This window comes from Streptomyces sp. NPDC058246 (genome assembly GCF_042881985.1).
Classification (GTDB): Bacteria; Actinomycetota; Actinomycetes; order Streptomycetales; family Streptomycetaceae; genus Streptomyces.
This window is the reverse complement of the sequence record NZ_JBHVWZ010000032.1, coordinates 58,670-80,413: the sequence shown is the minus strand read 5'-3', so window position 1 is coordinate 80,413 and position 21,744 is coordinate 58,670. Positions and strand designations below refer to the sequence as shown.

The window sequence follows — 21,744 nt, the reverse complement described above, 5'->3', positions numbered from 1 at the left end:
GAGGGAGCGCGCCGTGACACGACCGCCGACCGCCGCGCAGCGGCGCCTCATGGAGGCCGCCGATCCCGTGACCGGACGGCTGAAGGGCACCGAGGCGCAGCTCGCCGCGCTGGTGAGTCGCGGGCTCGCCTTCCGGCATCCGCGGCCGCCGCACGACCACTTTCTGACGCCCGCCGGGCATCGCATACGGGAGACACCCGAGCCGGTCGCCGCCGTCGAGGCCCCCGTCGCTCCCGAGGCCGGCGTCTTCATGGCGCGGATCGGCGGCGAGGAGTCGGGAGACGCCGGGCCCTCACGCGTACACGAGGTGCACAGTGCCTGGCAGGGGCTCCTGGAACTGCGCCGGATGACCAACCCGGACGGTGCCGCCGACCGTCCGTGCGGGTGGGAGCGTACGCATCTGGTGCGGGCCGCCGCGCTCGCGCTGGAGGCCGCGGGGCACCGGCCCGCCGGCGCGGAGGGTGGCGGCACGGAGGGCGGTGGGTACCGGGTACGGGCGACACCGCAGCCTGAGGCAGTCGCCGTGCGCGAACCGGACCCCGGGGCGCTCCGCGCCTGCGCGGCCACGCTGGAGGAGTCGGGCTGGCAGGTCGGCGAGCACACGGAGCCGCGCACGGGGGTGCGGTATGTGCTGGCCTCGCCGCGACGGGTGTGAGGGACGAGGCCGGAATGCCTTGCAGTACAAGGGAGTTGGATGGATCAAGTCCTCCAGTCCTGACCGCAGTTGAAGCGTCGTTGAAGGGGAAGTCGTGGCAGAGCAGTTTTCCGTCCCAGTGACCGTCCGCGGGTACGAGACCGATGTGCAGGGACACCTCAACCAGAGCGTGTATCTGCAGTACGCGGAGCACGCGCGCTGGTCGCTGCTGCTGGCGGCCGGGATCAGCCAGACGGAGCTGATAGGCAAGGGCGTGGGCCCGGTCGCCCTGGAGACGACCATCCGCTACATACGGGAGCTGCGCGCGGGGGACGATGTCGAGGTGACGTGCGCGTTCGTCTGGGGCAAGGGCAAGAGCTTCCGCGTCGAGCAGACGATCCGGAAGACGGACGGGACGGTGTCCGCCGAGATCTCGGCGGTCGGCGGACTGCTGGATCTTGAGCGGCGCAGGCTGGTGGCCGACCCCCGGGAGGTCTTCAAGGCGCTGGCGTCCGATCCGGAGGCGTTCGGGTTCTGAGCCGCAGCCGGCCGTAGGGCCTCCTATGCCCTTCGCCGGAGGGGCGGGACCCTACCCGTCGGCCCACACCTCCACCGGAAGCCTGACCACCACCGTCAGACCACCTCCACCGGAAGCCTGACCGTCACCGTCAGGCCGCCGTCCTCGCGTGGGCGGGCGGCGACCTCCCCACCGTGGGCGCGGGCGATGGAGCGGACGATGGACAGGCCGAGGCCCGCACCCTTCGAGGTGACCACGCGATCGGCGCCGAGGCGGCGGAAGGGTTCGAAGAGGGAGGGCAGTTCGTACGGCGGCACGGCGGGACCGGAGTTGGTGACCTCCACCTCCACCCGGCCGTCATCACCGGTGCGGCTGACCACCTGGACCCATCCGCCCTCCCCGGTGTTGTGCCGGATGCCGTTCTCGACGAGGTTGTGGACGAGGCGTTCGAGGAGCAGGGCGTCGCCGAGGACGGGCGCCTCCCCGGCCTTCTCCTGCACGGTGACACCGGCCCGCCCGGCCTCCCCCACGACCTGGGCAGCCACATGGGTCACGACGTCGGCGAGGTCCACGGGCAGCCGTTCGGCGATCTCGTGCTCCGAACGGGCGAGGAGCAGCAGTCCGGTGATGAGGCGCTCGTGCCGGGTGTTGATCTCCAGGAGGTGCTCGCCGAGCTGTTTGACGTCCTCGGAGGCGGTCGCGCGGTGCATGGCGACCTCGACCAGGGCGCGGCCCAATGTCAACGGGGTGCGCAGTTCGTGGGAGGCGTTGGCGACGAAGCGACGCTGGCCGTCGAAGGAGCGGTCGAGCCGCTCGACCATGGTGTCGAAGGTGTCGGCGAGATCCTTGACCTCGTCGTCCGGGCCGCGTAGCGCGATGCGCTCGTGCAGGCCGCGGTCGGCGGCGGGCGCGCTGGCGATCCGGTGCGCGGTGTCCGTGACCCGGTGCAGCGGTGTCAGTACGCGCCCCGCGATCAGCCAGCCGAAGCCGGCCGCGGCGCCGCCGACGACGAGCAGTGCGAGGCCGCCCTCGGTGAGCAGCGAGGAAGTGGCGGCCTTGCGGAGCCTGTCGCGCTCGGCGTCCATCCACTTCTCCAGGTCGGTGACGCCCGGCGGAGGGGTCCTGCCCCCGGCGGAGACGAGGGTCCGCTCGTTGTGGGGTTCGGCGGAGGGACCGCTGCCGGACTCGGCGGAGGGAGCGCTGCCGGACCCGGTGGACGGCGCGCTGCCGGACCCGGCGGAGGGCGCGGGCGCACCGTGCGGGGCGCCGGTCGGCGCGCTCCCTTTCGCCCGCGTCTCGGAGACGACCTTCTGGCCGGAGTGGTCGAGCTGCTGTGTGAGCAACGCGTAGGTGACGCCGAGCAGAACCACGCCGCCGGCGAAGAAGAGGCCGCCGTAGACGAGGGTGAGACGGGCGCGCAAAGTCGTCCGGCGCGGTAGGAGCCGACGCCGGCGGCGCGACGACCGGGCCGGTGCGGCGGCGGGCAGGCTTGCGGCCCGCTCCTCGGAAGGCGGGGCGGCCGCGCCTCGCTCCCGCTCCCGCGCCCGCTCCAAGGACGACACGGCAGCCGACCCCCCGGCCCGCTCCACGAAAGACGATCCTCCGGTCCGCGCCCGGGCGCGCGGCTCCGCCCCGCTCACGGGATCCGGTATCCGACGCCCGTCACGGTCTCCACGACGGGCGGGTCCCCCAGCTTGCGGCGCAGCTTGAGCACCGCGAGGCGGACGGCCCCGGTGAAGGGGTCGGCGTGTTCGTCCCACGCCTTCTCCAGGAGCTGCTCGGCGGAGACCGGGGCCCCCTCGGCCCGCAGCAGCTCGGCCAGTACCGCGAACTCCTTCTTCGACAGGGGCACATAACGGCTGCCCCGGAACACCTCGCCCCGGGCCGGGTCCAGGGTGAGCGCCGCCCGGCGCAGCACCGGAGGCGCCGCAGGCCGCGAGCGGCGCCCCAACGCCAGTACGCGAGCGGTGAGTTCAGGGAAGGCGAAGGGTTTGACGAGATAGTCGTCGGCGCCGAGACCGAGACCGATGACCCGGTCGGTGACCTCGGCCGCGGCGGTGAGCATCAGTACCCGCGCGGTCGACTCGGAGGCGACCAGTTCACGGCACACGTCGTCACCGTGCACGAGTGGCAGGTCGCGGTCGAGCACGACCACGTCGTAGTCGACGACCGTCGCGCGTTCCAGCGCCGCCGCGCCGTCGTACGCCGTATCGACCGCGTGGGCGTGACCGCGCAGCCACTCCGCGATCGCGTCGGCGAGCATCGATTCGTCCTCGACCACCAGTACCCGCATTCGGGGCCACACCTTCCTCTGGGCAGCGCGCTCGGCACGGCGCAGGACGCGCGACGCGACAAGCGACAAGCGACAAGCGACAAGCAAGCAGCACGGCCAGAGTGCAGGGAGGTGTGTTTCCTTTCCGTTAGTGATCGTTCCCGGATCCGTCAGAAGTCGTCCCCCGGCGCGCGCAGGGCAGGAGCCCCCAGGCACACAAGTGCCGTGGAAACGCTGGGGAAACACCCGTTCCTGTTCCCTCCTGGCGAGCGGTCGGAGAGCACCTCCGGCCCCGAGACGAGGAGACGACACGATGCGGACGCGGACCCGCGGCACTCCGACCGCCCTCCCACCAGCGCTCGCCCTGGCGTTGACCCTGCTCCTGTCCGGATGCGGCTCCGACGGCGACGGTACCTCCACAGCAGGTGCGGCGGCGAGCAAGAGCGCGAAGGACGACCAGGGCGTCAAGTTCGCGCAGTGCCTGCGCGAGCACGGCGTGGACGTCGAGGACCCGGAGCCCGGAAAGGGGCTCCGGATCACCGGCCACCTCCCCAAGGCCACGGTGGACAAGGCGATGGAGGACTGCCGCAAGTACGACCCCATGCAGAACGGGGACGCCAGTGCCGACCCCGAGGCGGAGGCACGGGTGCGCAAGCTGGCCCAATGCATGCGTGACAACGGTGTGGAGGCCTTCCCCGACCCCGAGCCGGGCAAGGCCGGCCTTCAGATCACGGGAGACATCGCCAACGACCCCGACTTCGCGAAGGCCCAGAAGACGTGCGACAAGTACGCCCCTAAGGGCGACGGCCCGTCCAACGACAAGGCCGGCAATGGGTGAGGCGGCGATCGTGCCCGACGACGCCTCACCCGAGCAGGTGCCTCCCGAGCAGACGCCTCCCAGGCAGGCACACCCCGAGCAGACCCATCCCGAGCAGACACACCCCCAGCGGACGCCGCAGGAGCAACCGGAAACCCACCCCGCACACACCCCAGCCGAACCCCACCGCTCCGGGCGCCCCAAACGACGCGGCCGGCAAGCCGTCATCGCCGTAGGTCTGCTCGCGGCGGTCGGCGGAGCGGCCGCCGCCGGGCTGGGCCTCGCCGGACCCGACGGCTCCGGCGATCCGGCCGCCGGACTCCCCCCGGCCACCGCCGACGTGACCCGCCAGACCCTCGAGGACAGCCAGTCCGAGGACGGGGAACTCGGCTACGGTACGGCGAGCTCCGCGACCGGCCGCCTCCCCGGCACCGTCACCCGACTCCCGGACACCGGCGAGAAGATCACCCGGGGCGAGACGCTGTACGAGGTGGACGGCAATCCCGTCACCCTGCTGTACGGCGCGACTCCCGCGTACCGCGATCTGAAGCCCGGCGTCGAGGGTGCGGACGTGGAGCAGCTGGAGAGGAATCTCAAGGCGCTCGGCTACGGCGGCTTCACGGTCGACGACGAGTACACCGACGCCACGGCCGACGCGGTGAAGGCGTGGCAGGAGGACCAAGGTCTCGAGGAGACCGGCGCCGTAGAGCTCGGCCGTGTGGCGTTCGCCCCGGGGGCCGTCCGTGTGGACTCCCTCGACGCCCAGGTGGGTGCGGCGACGGGCCCCGGCCAGAAGGTGCTGTCGTACACCGGCACCGCCCAGGTCGTCGGCCTCGAACTCGACACGGCGGACCAGCGGCTGGCGAAGAAGGGCACGAAGGTCGCCGTCGAGCTGCCGGACGGCACACGGGTCGAGGGCCGCGTCCGGGACGTCACCACCGTGGTCGATCCCGGCAACGGCACGGACCAGGAAGCGACGACCAAGGTGAAGGTGACGGTCGCGCTGGACGGTGCCAAGGCGCAGAAAGCTGCCAGGTCCTACGTACTGGCCGCGGTGCACGTCTTCTTCACGGCGGGCGAACGCAAGAACGTCCTCACCGTCCCGGTCGCGGCACTCATCGCGCTTCCGCGGGGCGGCTTCGGCGTCGAGGTCGTACGGGGGTCGACCACGGCGTACGTGCCTGTCGTGACCGGGCTGTTCGCGAACGGGCGGGTGGAGATCACCGGCAAGGGGATCACCGAGGGCACGAGGGTGGGGATGCCCGCATGATCTCGCTGACGGATGTCACCAAGGTGTACCCCGGCGACGTCACCGCCCTGGCCGGGGTGACCCTGACGGTCGCGCGCGGCGAACTCGTCGCGATCGTGGGCCCGTCGGGTTCCGGCAAGTCGACCATGCTGCACATGCTCGGCACGCTCGACCGGCCCACGTCGGGCAGCGTACGGGTGGAGGGGTACGACGCGGGCGCGCTGTCGGACGCCCGGCTCTCGGCACTGCGCGCACGGCGGATCGGCTTCGTCTTCCAGCGGTTCCATCTGGCGGGCGGGACCTCGGCGTTGGAGAACGTGGCGGACGGTCTGCTCTACTCCGGGCTGCGGCCGGCCGAGCGGCGCCGTCGTGCGGCGGTCGCGCTGCGCCGGGTGGGTCTGGGCCACCGTATGCACCACGAACCGCACGAGCTGTCCGGCGGCGAGCGCCAACGGGTCGCCGTGGCACGCGCGGTGGCCGGCGACCCCCCGCTGCTGCTCGCCGACGAGCCGACCGGCGCGCTCGACTCCGTGGCGGGCCTGGGCGTGATGAAGCTGCTGCGCGATCTGCACGCCACCGGAACCACGGTCGTGATCATCACCCACGACCGGGAGATCGCCGCGTCGCTGCCACGGCGCGTCCGCATGCGGGACGGCCGGCTGGTCGAGGACTCGGCCGACGAGGCACCGGGGGCTGTCCCGGAAGCACCACAGGAAGCGGCACAGGAAGCGGCACGAGGATCGGCACAAGAAGCAGCACTAGAAACAGCACAAGAAGCGGCGCGGAAGGCGGCACAACGAGCGGCACGGAGGGCGGTCCGATGACCATCGACATACTGCGCCCCGCCCGCCTCAGCCCCGCCGACGTCGTCCGAGTCGGCGCCGTGGGCCTGCGCACCCGGCCGTTGCGGGCCTTCCTCTCGGCGCTCGGCATCGCCATCGGCATCGCGGCGATGGTCGCCGTCGTCGGTATCTCGTCCTCGTCCCGAGCGGATCTGGACCGCGCGCTGGCGGCGCTGGGCACCAATCTGCTCACGGCGTCACCGGGCACCAGCCTGACCGGCGGCCAAGCCCAACTCCCCTCCACCGCCGAGACGATGGTGTCCCGCATCGAGGGTGTGGAGGCGGTGTCGGCGGTCGGCAGGGCCGAGGGCGCGAAGGTCTACCGCACCGACCGGATCCCCGAGGCGCAGACGAACGGCATCGCGGTGTACGCGGCCCGTACGTCGCTACGGGCCACGATCGGGGCGGAGTTGGCGAGCGGCAGCTGGCTGAACGGTGCCACGGGCCGTCACCCGGCGACGGTGCTCGGCGCGACGGCCGCCCAGCGGCTCGGGGTCGGCCACGCGAGCCCGGACGCCCAGGTGCTGGTCGGCGGCAGCTGGTTCACGGTCGTCGGGATCCTCCAACCTTCGCCGCTGACACCGGAGTTGGACACGGCGACCCTGGTCGGCTGGCCGGTGGCCGAGTCGGAGCTGGGCTTCGACGGTCACGCCACCACGGTCTACACCCGTTCCGCCGACGCCTCCGTCCCCGCCGTCCGCTCGGTACTGGGCGCCACCGCCAACCCCGAGGCGCCGAGCGAGGTCCAGGTCTCCCGGCCCTCGGACGCGCTGGCGGCCAAGCAGGCCGCGGGCGAGGCGTTCACCGGGCTGCTGCTCGGGCTGGGCGCGGTGGCACTGCTCGTCGGCGGGGTGGGCGTGGCCAACACGATGGTCATCTCGGTCCTCGAGCGCCGGGCCGAGATCGGGCTGCGCCGCTCGCTGGGCGCGACGCGAGGACAGATCCGTACGCAGTTCCTCGCCGAGTCCCTGCTGCTGTCGGCCCTTGGCGGCGCGGCCGGCGCCCTGCTGGGCCTGGCCGTCACCACCGGGTACGCCCTCTACCAGGGCTGGCCGACCGTCGTACCGCCGTGGGCGCTGGCCGGAGGCGTCGAGGCCACCTTGGTGATCGGCGGCCTCGCCGGGCTGTATCCGGCGATACGGGCGTCGCGGCTGTCCCCGACCGAGGCGCTCGCGACGCCCTGAAGCAGGCCCCCTGAAGCCGACCGATCCCCTGAGGTCGGCGCAGTGAAGCCGGCGCCATGGATCCGGGCGTCCTCGGAGCATGGCCTACACGTCCAGCAACTCCGGCCGGTGCTGGGCGTCGTAGGCCGCGCGGGACTCGGCGATCGTGACGCGATGCCGCTCGGCCCAGTCGGTCAGCGACAACAGAGTGGCGTGCAACTCACGGGCCACAGGCGTGAGTTCGTACTCCACCTTCGGCGGCACCGTCGGATGGACGGTGCGCGTGACGAGCCCGTCGCGCTCCAGATTGCGCAGGGTGAGGGTCAGCATGCGGCGGCTGATGCCCTCCACACTGCGCTCCAGTTCGGTGAAGCGGATCGGGCCGTGCGCGGCGGCCACGATGATCAGCACGCTCCATTTTCCGGCGACCCTGTCAAGAACTTCGCGGACCGGGCACGCCTGCGCGAGCACGGCCTGCGAGGTAACACCGGTGTTCCCCTGGGACATCGAGGTGCCTCCTTATGCCGGTCTCCATGGTCACCCACGATGTACCCCGTTACAAGTCGTGCACCTTTGGAGAAAGCCGAGGCCATCGCCATGCCGTCCCCGACCGAGCCACCCACGACGCCGGCCCCGACGCCGACAGCAAGGCCGGCCGCGGCCGCGGCACCGACACCGACACCGACACCGACACCGACACCGACACCGACACCACGAACGTACTCCCGCTGGGCCTCACTCGTCGTGCTGTGCGCGGGCACGCTGATGACGATCCTGGACGGGAACATCGTCACGGTCGCGATGCCCGCGATCCAGAGCGATCTCGGCTTCTCGGGTCCGGGACTCGCCTGGGTCGTGAACGCCTATCTGATCCCCTTCGGCGGGCTGCTGCTGCTCGTGGGACGGCTCGGGGACCTGGTGGGCCGCAGGCGGATGTTCGCCGCCGGGCTCGCCGTGTTCACGGCGGCGTCCGTGCTGTGCGGGGTCGCCACCAGCCAGGGCCTGCTCGTCGCGGCCCGCGCGCTGCAGGGTGTCGGCGGGGCGATGACCTCGGCCGTCGTCCTCGGCATGCTCGTCGCGCTCTTCCCCGAGCCGGGTGAACAGGCCCGCGCCATCGCCGTGTTCAGCGCGGTCGGCGCGGCGGGCGGAGCACTCGGCACCTTCCTCGGCGGAGCGCTGACGCAGGCGCTCGACTGGCACTGGATCTTCCTGATCAACCTGCCCATCGGAGTGGTGGCATGGGTCGCCGCGCTGCGGATTCTCGCTCCCGACAAGGGAGTCGGGCTCGGCAAGGGCGCCGACTACCCAGGAGCGGCCCTGGTCACGGGCGCCCTCATGCTGACGGTGTACGCGATCGTCGGCGCCGGAGGCCGAGGGCTCGGGGGCACCCTGGTCCTCGCGGCGGTCTCGCTCGCTCTCTTCGTGGCGTTCACCGTGCGCCAGGCGCGCGCGGCCCGCCCCCTGCTGCGGCTGCGGCTCTTCCGCTCGCGCGTGTTGACCAGCGCGAACGGCGTCCAGATCCTGATGATCGCGGGGATGTACGGCTTCCAGTACATCGGCGCGCTCTATCTCCAACGGGTGCTCGGGTACGGCGAGTTGCTCACCGGAACAGCGTTCCTGCCCGCGCCGATCGCGATCGGGATGCTGATGCTCGGCCTGTCCGCGCGCACGAACGCCCGCTTCGGCCCGTACCGGGTGCTGCTCGCCGGACTCGCCTTCATCACGGCGGGCATGGCCCTGCTGAGCCGGGCCCCGGTCGACGGCGCGTACGTCACCGACGTCCTCCCGCCGCTGCTCCTGCTCGCCGCCGGTTTCGCGGCCGCCATGCCCGCGGTGACCGGGCTCGCCATGTCGGGCGCCCGCGAGGAGGACGCGGGGCTGGCTTCCGGGCTGTTCAACACCACGCAGGTGGTGGGCGGTTCCCTGGGTCTCGCGGTGCTGACGACCCTGGCCGCGAGCCGTACCGACCATCTCCTGGGCGGGGGCCGGGAACTCGTCGCGGCCACGGCGGAGGGCTACCGGCTGGCGTTCACGGTGGCCACTGGGATCGCGGCGGCGGCCCTCGCACTGGCCGCGGCGCTCCTGCGGCCGAAGCGCGTCGTTCACGCCCCCGCGGCGGAGGCCGACCGTCGGACCCGCGCGAACGCCTCCCTGTGATCGCGCGCCCACTGCGTATACGTACGCGGCGCACGGCCGAGCACCTCGCGCACGTCCTCCGTGAGCAAGGCGTTCCCGCCGCCGCGCGCATACGCGACGCCTGCCGGCACGCCCTCGACGTAGACCTCGGACATGCCGGCCTCGAGGTACTGCTCACGGGCCGCGTCCGGGTGCACGTCCACGGTGGTGACCGGGCGGCCGAGGACCTCCGCGAGGGTGGCCGCCTGGTCAGCGGTGGTGAGGAGTTCGGGGCCGGTCAGCGTGTAGAAGCGGCCCCTGTGTCCGGGTGCGAGCAGCGCCTCCACCGCGACCTCGGCGACATCGCGCGGGTCGATGACGCCCCGCGCGCCCGGCCCGGTCAGGTCGGGCACCGGCGTGCCGGAGCTGATCGCCGCCGCCCAGCCGAGGATGTTGGAGGCGAACGACGAGGGACGTGGGATCGTCCACTCCAACCCGCTTGCCCGGACGGTACGACCGGCCGCGTCCCGCCCGGCGCGAGACCGGGCACGGCGCGCTTTCAGGAGGTGGCCTCGGCCCGCGTCGGCACCGGTACCTGGTTGAAGCCGTAGTAGACCGCGATCAGGCCGTGCACGGCCAGGGTCAGCGGGGCGGAGACAAAGGCCAGGCCGACCGTCGCGGGGTAGGCGAGGGAGCCGACGGCGAAGCGGACGCGGGTGCGGCGGGCCGCCTCGACGTCGACGCGGGTGTCGAAGAGGTGGCCGGTGCGGGTGAGGTGCCACCACAGAGCCTGGAAGGCCAGGGCCATCGCGACCATCACCATGCTGTAGACGGCGGCCGCGACATGGGACGTCTCGTCCTCGCGCAGATACTCCGCGAGCATCGCCGTCGGCCAGGGCACGGCGGCCACGACCATCAGCACGAGCAGATTCAGGAACATCAATGTGCGGTCGACCCGGGCGACATAGCCGAAGACCTGGTGGTGGTTGATCCACATGATGCCGATGACCAGGAAGCTGACCACGTAGGCGGCGTACGAGGGCCACTGGGCGCCGAGAGCGTGCCACAGTCCGCCGTGCTCGCCGACCTCGGGGACCTTGATCTCCAGGATCAGCAGGGTGATGGCGATGGCGAAGACACCGTCGCTGAAGGCCTCCACGCGGCCCGACTCGTTCATGACCGACTCTCCCCGTTGCGAGCAAGTCCGTACGTGGCTCGTGCACGCGCCACGTACAGCCCATGCGTGATCTGTGGGCTCAGACCGTAGCCCAGCGGAGCACGACTGAGGGCGCGGGTCCGTCAACTCCCCCTCTCTTGACGGGTATACGTCACGTTCAATCTCTGGTAGGAAACTTTCCTAACAGTAAGTGCCCATGACACACCCCCATCGGAGGTACCGTGCACACCCCCCACATAGGCACGTCCCGTCGCACCCTGCTCGCCCTGATCGGAGCCTCGCTGGTGGCAGGCCCCGTCCTCGCGACCCAGTCGGCGACCGCCGCACCGGCCGGCCTGGACGACCCGGCGAAGAAGGAGATCGCCATGAAGCTGGTCTCCAGCGCGGAGAACTCCTCGCTGGACTGGAAGGCGCAGTACCAGTACATCGAGGACATCGGTGACGGGCGGGGCTACACCGCCGGGATCATCGGCTTCTGCTCGGGCACCGGCGACATGCTCGACCTCGTCGAGCTCTACACCCAGCGCAAGCCCGGCAACGTCCTCGCCAAGTACCTGCCCGCGCTGCGCGACGTGAACGGCAGCGACTCGCACCAGGGCCTCGACCCCGGCTTCCAGGGCGACTGGCGCAGGGCGGCCCAGGACTCGGCGTTCCAGCAGGCCCAGAACGACGAGCGGGACCGCGTCTACTTCAACCCGGCCGTCAAGCAGGGCAAGGCCGACGGCATCGGTGTCCTCGGACAGTTCACGTACTACGACGCCATCGTGATGCACGGCGACGGCGGCGACAGCACCGGCTTCAGCAGCATCCGCAGGCGTGCGCTGGCCAAGGCCAAGCCGCCCGCCCAGGGCGGCGACGAGGTGACGTATCTGAACGCCTTCCTCGACGCGCGCGTGTGGGCGATGAAGCAGGAGGAGGCGCACTCGGACACCAGCCGGGTCGACACCGAGCAGCGGGTCTTCGTGCGCAAGCGGAATCTGAACCTGGATCCGCCGCTGGACTGGAAGGTGTACGGGGACAGCTACCACATCGGCTGAGGCCCACCCCCGGCCACCGGCCACGGGCCCGCCGGGATCCGCTGGTGTGACGGGCCCGCGGGCGCCGGGCGGCTGTGACCCCCCGCCGCCCGGCGCCCTCCGGATGCCCCTTGCCGTCAGTGGGCCGGTACCGCCTTGAGGTCCTCACCCGCCTCCATCGGATGCGTGACCTCGTCCGCGTCCTGGCCCTTGCCGAGGTGGTTGAAGACGAGGTTGAGGACCACGGCCGCCACGCAGCCCGTGGAGATGCCCGAGTCCAGGACGATCTTCGCCGTCTCGGGGAACGCGTGGTAGAAGTCCGGCGCGGTGATCGGGATGATGCCCACGGCGAGCGACACGGCGACGATCAGGACGTTGTTGTCCTTCTCCAGGCCCGCTCGTACCAGCGTCTGGATGCCGCTCGCGGCGACCGAGCCGAAGAGGACGACGCCCGCGCCGCCGAGGACGGGACGCGGGACGACGGCGATCAGCGACGCGGCCATCGGGCACAGGCCCATCAGCACGAGGAATCCGCCGCCGGTGGCTACGACGTACCGGCTGCGGATCCGCGTCATGGCGACCAGCCCGATGTTCTGCGCGAAGGCGCTGCACATGAAGCCGTTGAAGAGCGGGCTGAGCGCCGAGCCGAGCGTGTCGGCGCGCAGGCCGGCCGCGATGGTCTTCTCGTCGGCGGGACGGCCGACGATCTCGCCCAGCGCCAGCATGTCCGCGGTCGATTCGGTCATCGAGACGACCATCACCACGCACAGCGAGAGGATCGCGGCGAGCTGGAACTGCGGCGCGCCGAAGTGGAACGGGGTCGGGAAGCCGATCACGTTCGCGTCCGCCACCGGGCCGAAGTCCGTGACGCCGAAGGGGATCGCGACGAGCGTGCCGATGACCAGGCCGAGCAGTACGGCGATCTGCTTGACGAAACCGCGGGTGAAGCGGCGCAGCAGCAGCACGATGACGAGCGTCGCGGCCGCCAGGCCCAGGTAGGTGGTCGAACCGTAGTCGTCCGCCGCCGGGTTGGGCCCCTGCGCCCAGCCGAAGGCGACCGGGAGGAGTGAGACGCCGATGAGCGTGATCACGCTGCCGGTGACGACGGGCGGGAAGAAGCGCACGGCCTTGCTGAAGAAGGGCGCCGCTATGAAACCGAGGACGCCGGCGACGATGACCGCGCCGAAGATGATCGGCAGCGCGTCGCTCTTGTCCTTGGCCGAGGCGACGACCGCGGTCATGGGGGCGACACCGGCGAAGGTGACACCGTTGACGAACGGCAGCCGGGCTCCGATCTTCCAGAAGCCGAGCGTCTGGAGGAAGGTGGCGAGCCCCGCGGTGAAGAGGCAGGCGCCGGTGAGGAAGGTCAGTTCGGTGGCGGAGAGACCGACGGCGGCGCCGACGATCAGGGGCGGGGCGACCACTCCCGCGTACATGGCGGCCACGTGCTGGAGACCGCTGGTCGCCATTTTCAGGGCGGGGAGTTTCTCGTCAACTGGATGCCTGGGCAGCTCAGTTGGTTCTGCATCGGTGCTGGGCGCGGGCTGGGCGGCCACGGCGGCTCCTCCGGTCGGGTACGCATCGGCTCTGACACGGGTTTCAGGGAGGTGATGCACGGTCGGGCAGGGTGGGGGTACCACCCGCTCGAACGCAGTGGAGAGTGGGGGAGGGACGGAGACCGTTCCGGGGCGCGCACGTACATGCACGCCCCGGATACGGCCGCCATGGACCCCGCTCGGGTCCACGGCTACCGGCCGAGGGCCGTCCCCCTCAGCCGGAGATCTCCAGTTGTCAGACCTGTACGTCGATCGGCGCGAAGCTGGGCTCCGGCCACGCCGATCGACGCGAGGCCTGGTTCGACCCCGTACGCCGATCGAAGCGAGGCCTGTCCGGCCCGGTACGCCGATCGAAGCGAGGCCTGGTTCAGCCCTGCGCGGCGATCTGCGCCAGGCGCTGTGCCTCAGCCCGCGTGGAGCGGGCGATGGCGTCCTCGTCGACGTGCAGCAGGCGGCTGTCCTCGACGACCGGCTTGCCGTTGACGAGCGAGAGCGTGACCGGGGCCGCGGCGCCGAAGACCAGCGCGGTCACCGGGTCGGCGATCGAGGCGTGCGCCAGGGTGTCCAGCTTCCACAGGACGAGGTCGGCGAGCTTGCCCGGCTCCAGGGAGCCGATCTGCGTGGCACGGCCGAGAACCTGGGCGCCGCCGTACGTGCCGAGGCGCAGCGCCTGACGGGCGTTCAGAGCGGCCTCGCGGTGGGCGCCGAGGCGGTTGATGAGGAGGGCGTTGCGCAGCTCGGTGTGCAGCTCGCCCGACTCGTTCGAGGCGGTGCCGTCGACGCCCAGGCCGACCGGGACGCCGGCCGCGAGCATGTCCGGGACGCGGGCGATACCGGCCGCCAGCCGGGCGTTGGACGAAGGGCAGTGGGCCACACCCGTCTTCGTACGGGCGAAGGCGGCGATGTCGGAGTCGTTCATGTGGACGCAGTGCGCCATCCACACGTCCTCGCCGAGCCAGCCGGTCGACTCGAAGTACTCGGTCGGGCCCATGCCGAACAGTTCCTTGCAGAACTGCTCCTCCTCCACGGTCTCCGAGCCGTGCGTGTGCAGCCGTACGCCCTTGCGGCGGGCCAGCTCGGCGCCCTGCTTCATGAGTTCGGTGGAGACGGAGAACGGCGAGCAGGGGGCCACGGCCACCTGGGTCATCGCGTCGAAGGACGCGTCGTGGTGCTCGTCGACGGTCGCCTCGGTGGCGGCGAGGGCGCCTTCGAGGGTCTCGACGGCGAAGTCCGGCGGCAGCCCGCCGTCCTTCTCGCTGCGGTCCATGGAACCGCGGGCGAGGGTGAAGCGGACGCCCGTCTCGCGGGCGGCCCGGATGATGGCGCCGGACAGGTCGCCGGAACCCTGCGGGTACACGTAGTGGTGGTCCATGGCGGTGGTGACACCGCCGCGGGCCATCATGGCGAGCGACCCCTGCGCGGCGGAGTACGCCATCTGCTCGTCGATGCGCGCCCAGGTCGGGTAGAGGGCGACGAGCCAGTTGAAGAGGTTGTGGTCCGTGGCCAGGCCGCGGGTGATCCACTGGTAGAAGTGGTGGTGGGTGTTGACCAGGCCGGGGGTGGCCAGGTGCCCGGTGCCGTCGATGCGGCGGACCACGTTCTCCAGGTTCTCGGGGGCCTTTCCGGCACCCACCGACTCGATCCTGTTGTCGGCGACGACGATGTAGCCGGAGGCGTACTCGCTGTCACCCGCGTCCACAGTCGCGATGGAACAGTTCTCGATCACGATGCGCGAAGCTGCCACGGCGGTTCCTCGTTCTTCCCATTGGCGGACGGATCCGGGGGTCGAGCGGGGTGACGACCGGATCCGTGGTGCTGTTGTTGCGCAGATGCCCCCGCTCTCCCCTGGGATCTGGGGTCTGTCCGCCGGACAGACCCCGACGCCGGCGCACGCGTCGGGGGTCGAGCAAGTAGTCCTGCCGTGCAGTCCTACAGGTTGGTGAGGTCCACCGGGATGTGCGGCTCGCAGCCGTCGCGCAGGATGGTGGCCTCGATGAGTCCGTATGGACGGTCGGCGGCGAAGTAGACCTCGTTGTCGTTCTCGAGCCCGAACGGCTTCAGGTCCACCAGGAAGTGGTGCTTGTTCGGGAGGGAGAAGCGGACCTCGTCGATCTCGATGCGGTTGTTGATGATCCGCGAACCCATTTGGTAGAGGGTCTGCTGGAGCGACAGGGAGTAGGTCTCCGCGAAGGCCTGGAGCATGTGCTTCCTGACCTGGTCGTAGGACTTCTCCCAGTTGGGCATCTTCTGCTCGTCGCCGGTCCAGTTGAAGCGCCAGCGGCCGGAGACCTGGGTGGCCAGGATGCGGTCGTAGGCCTCCTGGAGCGTCGTGTACTTGTCCTTGACGTAGCCCCAGAACTCGGAGTTCGTCGAGTTCATCACCACGAGGTCCTTCAGGCCGGAGATGACCTCCCACTTCTCACCGTCGAAGGTGATCTGGGTGACCCGGGTCTCCTGGCCCTTGCGCACGAAGGAGTGCTTGACCGCGTCGGCGCCGATGAACTTGGAGTTGGCGTCGGAGGTCTCGATGCGCTCCCAGGCGTACTCCTCGATACGGATGCGCGCCTGCTTGATCGGCTCCTGGCTCGTCACGAAGTGCCGCGCCAGGTGGATGCCGAACTGCTCGGCGGACTCGATGCCGTACTCCTTGGCGAAGGCGTACACCGTGTTCTTGGTGGTGTCCGTCGGCAGGACGTTCGCGTTGGAGCCCGAGTAGTGGACCTCCTCCATGTCGCCGCTCAGCGCGACCGACACGTTCAGGTCCTTGATGTGGTGCGTGTCGCCGTCACGCGTGATCTTGACGACTCGGTTCTCGGCCTTGCCGTACTGGTTCTGTCCCAGAATCGTGGGCATGTCTGCTAGCTCCCTCGGTAAACGGAGTAGCCGAACGGGTTGAGCAGCAGCGGTACGTGATAGTGCTCGCCCGGCTTGACGGCGAACGTGATCGCCACCTCGGGGAAAAACGCACCGCTGTCCCGATTCGCGGGGGCGTCCTGCTGCGCATCGGCTTGCTTTTTTTCTGAATCCGACTCGAAGTACCGCTCGACCGCGAAGTCGAGCCGCACGTGGGTCGTCCCCTCCGGCAGCACCGGAAGGTCCTTGCACCGGCCGTCCGCGTCGGTGGCGGAGCCGCCGAGCGCCTGCCACTCGGCGTCACGGCCGCCGCGGGCCGCGAGCTGGACGGCGACGCCCTCGGCGGGACGTCCGACGCTGGTGTCCAGAATGTGGGTGGACACGGAGGCCGTGGTGTCGGTGCTCATGCCTCTTCTTCCTGTACGAGATTGGCCAGACGGATGCGGTTGATCTTGCCCAGCTCTGCGCGGACGATCTCGCGCTCCTGCTCGGGCGAGTTGCCGATCCGCTCCTTGACCGCGTCGCGCATCTGCTCGCCGGTCCGGCCGGTGGCGCAGATGAGGAAGACGTGGCCGAACTTCTCCTGGTAGGCCAGGTTCAGTTCGAGCATCTCCTCCTTGAGCTCCTCGGAGGCGCCGGCCATGCCGCGCTGCTCCCGGGAGGAGGTCGGGTCCCCTGGCTTCGGCCGGCCGATCGGCGGATGCCCGGCCATCGCCTCCGCCAGGTCCGCGGTGGTCAGCTCGGCCATGACCGCGTCGCTCGTGGCGAAGAGGTCGGCGAGGCTCGCGAATGGACGGCGGGCGAGCAGGCCGCTGCCGTATGCCGATGAGGCGCACACCTCGTGGAGGGCGGCGTGGGCCGCGTGCTCCTCCAGGGTGTTGAACCGGGCGAGGCCGCCAGGTGTCGTACTCGAAGTCACGGGAAGCCTCCGTGGCCTTGTGCTGGACGGGCTGCGGATAGCTAACGCCTTCGGAAACACCACGTCAACACTTTGTTGAAAACTTCGGGTAACAAAAACCGCCGCCCGGACGTTCCGGACGGCGGTGGGTCGTACAGGGGACGGGCTCAGTCATCCTTCGCCGCGTTTTCCCTGTTCAGATAGTTGTAGACGGTGAAGCGGCTCACGCCGAGGGCGCTCGCCACCGTCTCCACACCGTGCCGTACGGAGAACGCTCCGCGCGCTTCCAGTATGCGCACGACCTCCTGTTTGGCCTTGCGGTCCAGGTCCGCCAGAGGCTTGCCCCGCTTGCGCTCCAGGGCGGCCAGGATGTGGTCGAGGGAGTCGGCGAGCTGGGGCAGGCGTACGGCGATGACGTCCGCACCCTCCCAGGACAGCACGACGTCGTCGATGCCGGCCTGGTCGGGCGGCAGCATCTCGCCCCCCATGGCATCGACCAGCGGCTTGACCGCCGTCACGAAGGGGTCGTCCCCGATACCGGTCACTTATCGCCCTCCCCGACCACGTTCACCTGGAGCGAGACCCGCGTGGCGCCCGCCTCCAGGGCCTTGCGCAGCAGCGCGTCGACGGCGGTGAGCACCGCGTCCGCGCCGCCCTCCGCGGTGTTGCCGAACGGGCCGACGTCCACGGCGTCCAGTTCGGCCGCCTCGATGACCTCGCGGGCGACCCGCGCGTGCGGGGGCGCCTCGTCGAGGTCGAAGGGCTCGGTCGTGAACTCCACTCTCAATCGCACGCGCTCAACCTACTGCGCGGTGTCGTTTTTCCGGCAGCCCCCTCTTGACAAGCGGCGACACACGGCGGCAATCTTCCATTAAGCAGAAACGAACTTCCGCAATACGGAACTAGCCGGATCCGCACCGGCCCTCCGTACGGATCTCGACAACGGAAGGGAGCGCCGACCCCCATGGGATTCGCAGACCAGCGCTTCAACGTCAACCTGTCGATCCTCTTCACGGAACTCCCGCTCCTGGAGCGCCCCGCGGCCGCCGCCGCGGCGGGCTTCACCGCGGTCGAGCTGTGGTGGCCCTGGGTCGACTCCCCCACCCCCGAGCAGTCCGAGCTCGACGCCCTGAAGAAGGCGATCGAGGACGCGGGCGTCCAGCTCACGGGGCTGAACTTCTACGCCGGGCAGCTGCCGGGCCCGGACCGGGGCGCGCTGTCGATCCCCGGCGCCGAGTCGGAGAAGTTCCGCGCCAACATCGACGTGGCCGCGGACTTCGCCCAGTCGCTCGGCTGCAAGGCGCTCAACGCCCTGTACGGCAACCGCGTCGAGGGCGTGGACCCGGCCGAGCAGGACACGCTCGCGCTGGAGAACCTGGCGCTCGCGGCCCGCGCGGCCGACCGCGTCGGCGCGATCCTCCTGATCGAGGCGCTGAACAAGCCCGAGTCGCCGCTCTGCCCGATCGTGAGCGCGCCCAAGGCGGTCGAGATCGTCGACAAGGTCAACGAGGCGACCGGCCTCGGCAACGCCAAGTTCCTCATGGACCTGTACCACCTGTCCATGAACGGCGAGGACCTGCCGTCGGTGATCGAGCAGTACGCCTCGAAGACCGGCCACGTGCAGATCGCCGACAACCCCGGCCGCGGCGCCCCCGGCACCGGCACCCTCCCCCTCGCGGACCTCCTCGACCAGCTGAAGAAGTCCGGTTACGAGGGCTGGGTCGGCCTGGAGTACAAGCCGGGCGAGCGCCCGAGCGCGGAGGCCTTCGAGTGGCTGCCCGCCGAGGCCCGAGCCGCCCGCTGAGCGGCAACCCCCAGACGTAAGAGAAGTCAGAGAGGCACCCTCATGAGCAACAACCTCCCCAAGGTCGCATGGATCGGTCTCGGCATCATGGGCTCCCCCATGTCGGAGAACCTGATCAAGGCCGGGTACGACGTCACCGGCTTCACCCTGGAGCAGGACAAGCTCCAGCGCCTGGCCGCCGCGGGCGGCAGCGCCGCCGGTTCGATCGCCGAGGCCGTCCGCGACGCCGACGTGGTGATCACGATGGTGCCGGCGTCCCCGCAGGTCGAGGCCATCGCGTACGGCCCCGACGGCATCCTGGAGAACGCGAAGTCCGGCGCGCTCCTGATCGACATGTCCTCCATCACCCCGCAGACCTCCGTGGACCTGGCCAAGGCCGCGAAGGACAAGGGCATCCGCGTGCTCGACGCTCCGGTGTCCGGTGGCGAGGCCGGCGCCATCGAGGCCGTGCTGTCGATCATGATCGGCGGCGAGCAGGCCGACTTCGACGAGGCCGAGCCGATCTTCGAGGCGCTCGGCAAGACCATCGTGCTGTGCGGTCCGCACGGCTCGGGCCAGACCGTGAAGGCCGCCAACCAGCTGATCGTCGCCGTGAACATCCAGGCGTGCGCCGAGGCCGTGGTCTTCCTGGAGAAGTCCGGCGTGGACCTGAAGGCCGCGCTCGACGTCCTCAACGGCGGCCTCGCGGGCTCCACCGTGCTGACCCGCAAGAAGGACAACTTCCTCAACCGCGACTTCAAGCCGGGCTTCCGCATCGACCTGCACCACAAGGACATGGGCATCGTCACGGACGCCGCCCGCAATGTGGGCGCGGCCCTCCCGGTCGGTGCCGTGGTGGCCCAGCTGGTGGCCTCGCTGCGCACCCAGGGCGACGGCGGCCTGGACCACTCCGCGCTGCTGCGCGCGGTCGAGCGCCTCTCCGGCGCCCAGCTCTGAACCGCTGAGACGTCCGCCCTCAGCCTCTGAGACTTCCGAGACGTCCGCTCTCCGCCCCTTGAGACTTCCGGGCCACGGCGGCGCTGACACCTGTCCTGTCGCGCCCAAGCTCCGCCGTGGCCCGGATTCATGCCCAGTACTTCAACAAACTGTTGACGTTCTGAACCCTCGAACCTAGGCTCCACGAAGCGGAAGAGGTCCACGAAGCGGAAGAAGATTTCCGCTGACCCCGCTGCCCCCTCGTACGGAAGGTCCCCGATGTCGAAGCGCGTGCTTACGACCGAGTCCGGCGCCCCGGTCGCCGACAACCAGAATTCCGCCACCGCCGGCGTCGGTGGCCCGCTGCTCCTCCAGGACCAGCACCTCCTCGAGAAGCTCGCCCGGTTCAACCGCGAGCGCATCCCGGAGCGCGTGGTGCACGCCCGCGGCTCCGGCGCGTACGGCTACTTCGAGGTCACGGACGACGTCACCGGCTTCACGTACGCCGACTTCCTGAACACCGTCGGCAAGCGCACCGAGGTCTTCCTGCGCTTCTCCACGGTGGCCGACAACCTCGGCGGCGCGGACGCGGTCCGCGACCCCCGCGGCTTCGCGCTGAAGTTCTACACCGAAGAGGGCAACTACGACCTCGTCGGCAACAACACGCCGGTCTTCTTCATCAAGGACCCCATCAAGTTCCCCGACTTCATCCACTCCCAGAAGCGCGACCCGTTCACGGGCAAGCAGGAGCCGGACAACGTCTGGGACTTCTGGGCGCACGCCCCCGAGGCGACGCACCAGATCACCTGGCTGATGGGCGACCGCGGCATCCCGGCCTCGTACCGCCACATGAACGGCTACGGCTCGCACACCTACCAGTGGACGAACGCCGAGGGTGAGGCCTTCTTCGTCAAGTACCACTTCAAGACGAACCAGGGCATCCGCTCGCTGTCGTCGGAGCAGGCCGCGGAGATCGCGGGCAAGGACCCCAACTCGCACCAGACGGACCTGCTCCAGGCCATCGAGCGCGGTGTGAACCCGTCCTGGACGCTGTACGTCCAGATCATGCCGGCGGCGGAAGCGGCCGACTACCGCTTCAACCCCTTCGACCTCACCAAGGTGTGGCCGCACAAGGACTACCCGCTGCAGCGCGTCGGCCGCCTGGTGCTGGACCGCAACCCCGACAACGTCTTCGCCGAGGTCGAGCAGGCCGCCTTCTCCCCGAACAACTTCGTTCCGGGCATCGGCCCCTCCCCCGACAAGATGCTCCAGGGCCGCCTGTTCGCCTACGCGGACGCGCACCGCTACCGCCTGGGCGTCAACCACACCCAGCTGGCCGTCAACGCCCCGAAGGCGACGAAGGCCGACAACTACGGCCGCGACGGCTTCATGGCGAGCAACGCCTACGGCCGCGAGCGCAAGAACTACGAGCCCAACTCGTACGACGGCCCCGCCGAGACCGGCCGCCCGCTGTCGGCGCCGCTCGCGGTGAACGGCCACACGGGCACCCACGAGGCCCCACTGCACACCAAGGACGACCACTTCTTCCAGGCGGGCGAGCTGTACCGCCTGATGTCGGCCGAGGAGCGGTCCCGGCTGATCGCGAACATCGCCGGCGGCCTCTCGCAGGTCTCCCTCGACGACGTGATCGAGAAGAACCTCGCCCACTTCCACGCCGCCGACCCGGAGTACGGCCGGCGCGTGGAGGAGGCCGTCCGCGCCCTGCGCGAGGACTGAGCCTCGACTCAAGCCGCCCGCGACGGCGTTGGACCCGGATGAGGGGTGGTCCAGCGCTGTCCGGGCAGGACCGGGACCGCGGCGGTGTGCGAGCCAGTGCGGTGGTCAAGGTTCCGGGCCTCCTTCTCGACCTGAGGGAAGAAGGCGCCGGTTCCATCGCATCCGCCGCGGTCCCAGCC

The 21,744-nt window shown here is 70.5% G+C and carries 23 protein-coding genes; 11 read left to right on the top strand and 12 right to left on the bottom strand.

Features of this window, described 5'->3' with window-relative positions:
* The first annotated feature begins 13 nt into the window (after nt 1-13).
* Together ACFVXA_RS33215 and ACFVXA_RS33210 are read left to right on the top strand one after the other, a co-directional pair.
* Nucleotides 14-655: a hypothetical protein gene (locus tag ACFVXA_RS33215; RefSeq protein ID WP_390028127.1), complete on the top strand. Its 642-nt coding sequence runs from the start codon at nt 14-16 to the stop codon at nt 653-655.
* A 94-nt stretch (nt 656-749) separates the two neighbouring features.
* Entirely contained in the window at nt 750-1,172 is a 423-nt protein-coding gene (locus ACFVXA_RS33210) for an acyl-CoA thioesterase (RefSeq protein ID WP_390028125.1), read from the top strand.
* 95 nt (nt 1,173-1,267) lie between these two features.
* Here ACFVXA_RS33210 and ACFVXA_RS33205 read toward each other — a convergent pair whose 3' ends face one another.
* Together ACFVXA_RS33205 and ACFVXA_RS33200 are read right to left on the bottom strand one after the other, a co-directional pair.
* Nucleotides 1,268-2,638 carry an ATP-binding protein gene (locus ACFVXA_RS33205; protein WP_362032533.1) on the bottom strand — a complete coding sequence of 457 codons (1,371 nt, stop codon included), beginning with the start codon at nt 2,636-2,638 and terminating at the stop codon, nt 1,268-1,270.
* 149 nt (nt 2,639-2,787) lie between these two features.
* Nucleotides 2,788-3,444, bottom strand: a complete 657-nt coding sequence (locus ACFVXA_RS33200; RefSeq protein WP_384024855.1) for a response regulator transcription factor — start codon at nt 3,442-3,444, stop codon at nt 2,788-2,790.
* 292 nt (nt 3,445-3,736) lie between these two features.
* On the opposite strand from ACFVXA_RS33200, the gene ACFVXA_RS33195 reads away from it, so the two are divergent.
* Genes ACFVXA_RS33195 through ACFVXA_RS33180 form a run of 4 tightly spaced genes read left to right on the top strand, consistent with a single transcriptional unit; the run spans nt 3,737 to nt 7,515 of the window.
* Nucleotides 3,737-4,261: a hypothetical protein gene (locus ACFVXA_RS33195; RefSeq protein WP_362032492.1), complete on the top strand. Its 525-nt coding sequence runs from the start codon at nt 3,737-3,739 to the stop codon at nt 4,259-4,261.
* Nucleotides 4,254-5,510, top strand: coding sequence for a peptidoglycan-binding protein (locus ACFVXA_RS33190; protein WP_390028124.1), 1,257 nt, complete (start codon nt 4,254-4,256; stop codon nt 5,508-5,510). The genes ACFVXA_RS33195 and ACFVXA_RS33190 overlap by 8 nt, the downstream gene beginning before the upstream one ends.
* Nucleotides 5,507-6,313, top strand: coding sequence for an ABC transporter ATP-binding protein (locus ACFVXA_RS33185; protein WP_384024858.1), 807 nt, complete (start codon nt 5,507-5,509; stop codon nt 6,311-6,313). Before ACFVXA_RS33190 ends, ACFVXA_RS33185 begins: the two co-directional genes overlap by 4 nt.
* Nucleotides 6,310-7,515 carry an FtsX-like permease family protein gene (locus ACFVXA_RS33180; protein ID WP_362032483.1) on the top strand — a complete coding sequence of 402 codons (1,206 nt, stop codon included), beginning with the start codon at nt 6,310-6,312 and terminating at the stop codon, nt 7,513-7,515. Before ACFVXA_RS33185 ends, ACFVXA_RS33180 begins: the two co-directional genes overlap by 4 nt.
* Before the next feature lie 84 nt (nt 7,516-7,599).
* On the opposite strand, the gene ACFVXA_RS33175 is transcribed toward ACFVXA_RS33180, so the two are convergent.
* Nucleotides 7,600-8,001 (bottom strand): winged helix-turn-helix transcriptional regulator, encoded by a 402-nt coding sequence (locus ACFVXA_RS33175; protein WP_383741449.1) that lies wholly within the window; start codon nt 7,999-8,001, stop codon nt 7,600-7,602.
* A 90-nt stretch (nt 8,002-8,091) separates the two neighbouring features.
* On the opposite strand from ACFVXA_RS33175, the gene ACFVXA_RS33170 reads away from it, so the two are divergent.
* On the top strand, nt 8,092-9,651 hold the full coding sequence (locus ACFVXA_RS33170; protein ID WP_390028122.1) for an MFS transporter: 1,560 nt from the start codon (nt 8,092-8,094) through the stop codon (nt 9,649-9,651).
* Here the strand turns inward: ACFVXA_RS33170 and ACFVXA_RS33165 are convergent.
* Together ACFVXA_RS33165 and ACFVXA_RS33160 are read right to left on the bottom strand one after the other, a co-directional pair.
* A complete protein-coding gene (locus tag ACFVXA_RS33165) occupies nt 9,597-10,103 on the bottom strand; it encodes a hypothetical protein (RefSeq protein WP_384024864.1) in 507 nt (168 codons plus the stop codon). The genes ACFVXA_RS33170 and ACFVXA_RS33165 overlap by 55 nt on opposite strands.
* A 65-nt stretch (nt 10,104-10,168) precedes the next feature.
* The gene (locus ACFVXA_RS33160) at nt 10,169-10,786 is read right to left on the bottom strand and encodes a TMEM175 family protein (RefSeq protein WP_383741441.1); all 618 of its coding nucleotides are present in this window, start codon (nt 10,784-10,786) and stop codon (nt 10,169-10,171) included.
* Nucleotides 10,787-11,007: 221 nt separating this feature from the next.
* Between ACFVXA_RS33160 and ACFVXA_RS33155 the strand changes: the two genes are divergently transcribed.
* On the top strand, nt 11,008-11,823 hold the full coding sequence (locus ACFVXA_RS33155) for a chitosanase (protein WP_362032471.1): 816 nt from the start codon (nt 11,008-11,010) through the stop codon (nt 11,821-11,823).
* 116 nt (nt 11,824-11,939) lie between these two features.
* On the opposite strand, the gene ACFVXA_RS33150 is transcribed toward ACFVXA_RS33155, so the two are convergent.
* The 7 genes from ACFVXA_RS33150 to ACFVXA_RS33120 all read right to left on the bottom strand — a co-directional run bounded on the left by ACFVXA_RS33150 (nt 11,940) and on the right by ACFVXA_RS33120 (nt 17,902).
* A complete protein-coding gene (locus ACFVXA_RS33150) occupies nt 11,940-13,313 on the bottom strand; it encodes a nucleobase:cation symporter-2 family protein (protein ID WP_362032530.1) in 1,374 nt (457 codons plus the stop codon).
* A gap of 412 nt (nt 13,314-13,725) precedes the next feature.
* Entirely contained in the window at nt 13,726-15,102 is a 1,377-nt protein-coding gene (locus ACFVXA_RS33145) for an 8-oxoguanine deaminase (RefSeq protein WP_390028121.1), read from the bottom strand.
* Between the two features lie 185 nt (nt 15,103-15,287).
* Entirely contained in the window at nt 15,288-16,211 is a 924-nt protein-coding gene (pucL, locus tag ACFVXA_RS33140; protein WP_390028119.1) for a factor-independent urate hydroxylase, read from the bottom strand.
* Nucleotides 16,212-16,216: 5 nt separating this feature from the next.
* Nucleotides 16,217-16,618, bottom strand: a complete 402-nt coding sequence (uraH, locus tag ACFVXA_RS33135; protein ID WP_390028118.1) for a hydroxyisourate hydrolase — start codon at nt 16,616-16,618, stop codon at nt 16,217-16,219.
* Entirely contained in the window at nt 16,615-17,130 is a 516-nt protein-coding gene (gene uraD / locus ACFVXA_RS33130) for a 2-oxo-4-hydroxy-4-carboxy-5-ureidoimidazoline decarboxylase (RefSeq protein WP_362032460.1), read from the bottom strand. Before uraD ends, uraH begins: the two co-directional genes overlap by 4 nt.
* Before the next feature lie 146 nt (nt 17,131-17,276).
* Nucleotides 17,277-17,654 (bottom strand): helix-turn-helix domain-containing protein, encoded by a 378-nt coding sequence (locus tag ACFVXA_RS33125; protein WP_362032457.1) that lies wholly within the window; start codon nt 17,652-17,654, stop codon nt 17,277-17,279.
* A complete protein-coding gene (locus ACFVXA_RS33120) occupies nt 17,651-17,902 on the bottom strand; it encodes a hypothetical protein (RefSeq protein WP_362032454.1) in 252 nt (83 codons plus the stop codon). Before ACFVXA_RS33120 ends, ACFVXA_RS33125 begins: the two co-directional genes overlap by 4 nt.
* A gap of 171 nt (nt 17,903-18,073) precedes the next feature.
* On the opposite strand from ACFVXA_RS33120, the gene ACFVXA_RS33115 reads away from it, so the two are divergent.
* The 3 genes from ACFVXA_RS33115 to ACFVXA_RS33105 all read left to right on the top strand — a co-directional run bounded on the left by ACFVXA_RS33115 (nt 18,074) and on the right by ACFVXA_RS33105 (nt 21,565).
* Nucleotides 18,074-18,913: a TIM barrel protein gene (locus ACFVXA_RS33115; RefSeq protein WP_383741432.1), complete on the top strand. Its 840-nt coding sequence runs from the start codon at nt 18,074-18,076 to the stop codon at nt 18,911-18,913.
* Nucleotides 18,914-18,955: 42 nt separating this feature from the next.
* Nucleotides 18,956-19,849, top strand: a complete 894-nt coding sequence (locus ACFVXA_RS33110; RefSeq protein ID WP_362032449.1) for a 2-hydroxy-3-oxopropionate reductase — start codon at nt 18,956-18,958, stop codon at nt 19,847-19,849.
* A gap of 258 nt (nt 19,850-20,107) precedes the next feature.
* Nucleotides 20,108-21,565: a catalase gene (locus ACFVXA_RS33105; RefSeq protein ID WP_384401436.1), complete on the top strand. Its 1,458-nt coding sequence runs from the start codon at nt 20,108-20,110 to the stop codon at nt 21,563-21,565.
* The last annotated feature ends 179 nt before the right edge of the window (nt 21,566-21,744 follow it).